Annotated in this window: 2 protein-coding genes; both read right to left on the bottom strand. The window is 59.4% G+C overall.

Features of this window, described 5'->3' with window-relative positions; genetic code table 11:
• Positions 1-557: 557 nt before the first annotated feature.
• Positions 558-1,478, bottom strand: a complete 921-nt coding sequence (locus SxD43FB_RS23360; RefSeq protein WP_043154282.1) for an IS5 family transposase — start codon at positions 1,476-1,478, stop codon at positions 558-560.
• Positions 1,479-1,747: 269 nt separating this feature from the next.
• On the bottom strand, positions 1,748-2,205 hold a 458-nt coding region (locus tag SxD43FB_RS23355), incomplete at its 5' end, for a tyrosine-type recombinase/integrase (protein ID WP_176482909.1).

Here is a 2,205-nt window from a genome sequence, read left to right as displayed (position 1 = left end):
TGTGTTGGCGACGATGGGTCATGAAGAGAAATACCTGCTGATCGGAAATGTGGTGGCCCGGCATCGCAAACCCATCGCTCGTTGTTCGATGAGTGTTCCGATACCACCGCCCGCCACAGCCCCGATCAGCCCCCCGAAACAAGGGGAAAAAGATCGCCATCGGTTGTCTGGTCCGCTCTCCGGTCGGGGCTACGCCCCTCCCTACGATCAGCCCAGACAACCGATCCTACCGGCCATCATAGTTGCCGCTCAACCGGCCATCGTAGTTGTCGCCACGCAAGGCACGCCCGAAGAGCGTTCACCAGCTCCGTGCGCTGGTGGACCAGCCGCTCTCGAGCGCGAAACAGGATGGTACGGCTTTGCTGTTCCGTAGACTTAGGGAACCTCTGCGCAGGTAGGAATTTGGGCAACGCGCGGGGTTTGTCGCGAACGCTGCCGCCACGCGCACTTTGCGGTGCGTGAATTTGGCCAGATAACGTGGATATTGGGTCTATTTCCGCCGGTATTTTACAGTTCGCGGGCCGTTTCTCGTTCTACGGACGCAGTTGTCCCGGGGTTTAGGCCAATTGCTCGCGCATGATGTAGATATTGGCCAGGGTGAGCTGGCAGAAAATCTGCTGGCCATTCTTGTAGAGGCCACGGTAGCGGGTCTTGGTGTAGCCGAACTGGCGCTTGACGACCCGGAAGACGTGCTCGACCTTGGAGCGGAACGAAGACGTCAGCCGGTTGATCCGACGCTGTTCATCGGTCAGGTCCTGGCCCTTCTTGCGCTTGAAGGGCGTCGCCCAGATGACATCGCCTTCATCGCGATTTGCTTCGAGCGAACGCTCGTTGCTGGCGTAGGCGCTGTCGCCAAAGGCAATTTCCTCCTCGCCGTGAAGCAAGGCATTGATCACCACGCTGTCATGCACATTGGCCGAGGTCATTTCGGCTGAATGTACGCAGCCCGAAGCCGTATCCGCGCCGATGTGCGCCTTCATGCCGAAATACCACTGGTTGCCCTTCCTGGTCTGCTTCATCTCGCCATCGCGCGATTTTGTGCGGTTCTTGGTCGATGGCGGCGCGGCAATCAAAGTCGCATCCACGATCGTTCCCTGGCGCAACAGCAAACCTCGCTCGGTCAAGACTGCGGTCATCTCGTCAAACAACGCTTTGCTCAGCGCATGCTTTTCCAGCAAATGGCGGAACTTCAAGATTGTCGTTTCGTCGGGAATGCCCTCAAAGTCGAAGCTGATCCCTGCAAATCCGCGCAACAGCGGCGTCTCCCAAAGGGCTTCTTCCATCGCAGGGTCGGACAGCCCAAACCATTGCTGCATGAAATGGATCTTCAGCATCGAACCTAGCGGATAAGGACGACGACCCCGGCCAGCCACTGGATAGTGCGGGCTGATCAACTGCTCGAACCGTTCCCACGGAACCACGGCCGCCATCTGGCCCAGAAACACCTCGCGCCGCGTCTGCTTGCGAGGCCGTGACATGCCAATTTCTGAAAAACGACCCTGCATCACGCGTCCCTCCATCCGCGAAGGGAATCACAACATCAATGCTGCCGCAAGGGTGACTTGTTCAGAGTCTCCTTAGGCTCGACGAAACGCATTTCTGGCCGCTGTGCAGCGATCACTATGGCTTCGGCATCCACCGCGTCGTTCTTCTGCCGCTTGACTAATCACGAGGTTCCCATAATGCGGAGGAACGCGGCCTGATTGGCGGATTTCTGCCGATTTCATCCATGTTCCTCCGCATTATTTCAGAGCGTGTCGAGCCAGGCGAGCACGCTTGCATCGCGCTTCCAAGATGGCTGGCCGCCGGGTGTTATTGGAACGGCGACCTTCTCCAAGGCTTTCCGCTTCGTTTCGAGATTGGCTCTGGCATAGTGATTGGTCGTGTCGAGGCTCACATGGCCGAGCCAGCTTCGGATGACCGTAACGTCGACGCCCGCCGAGATGAGGTGCACGGCGGTGGCGTGCCGGAAGGCGTGTGGCGTCACATGCTTGGCACGCAGCGTTGGCGTTGTTTCGGCGGCGATCCTCACGTAGGCGGCAAGCTTGAACCGGACCCCCGAGGCACTGAGCGGCTTACCATAGCGGTTGACGAACAGCCGCTGGTCCGGTGCCCGTGGCTGCCGCTCGAGCAGCTTGCGCAGCAGCAGGACCGTTTCCGGCCAAAGCGGGCAGATGCGTTCCTTGCGGCCCTTGCCGGTCAGGT

Origin of the sequence: Sphingobium sp. D43FB, assembly GCF_002312805.1 — a bacterium.
Classification (GTDB): Bacteria; Pseudomonadota; Alphaproteobacteria; order Sphingomonadales; family Sphingomonadaceae; genus Sphingobium.
Note: the sequence above shows the minus strand (reverse complement) of the source record. Positions and strands in the feature narration are given on the sequence as shown.

Excerpts from the sequence above, each read along its gene's own strand:
- SxD43FB_RS23360 (WP_043154282.1), bottom strand. The coding sequence starts at position 1,478 with ATGTCACGGCCTCGCAAGCAGACGCGGCGCGAGGTGTTTCTGGGCCAG.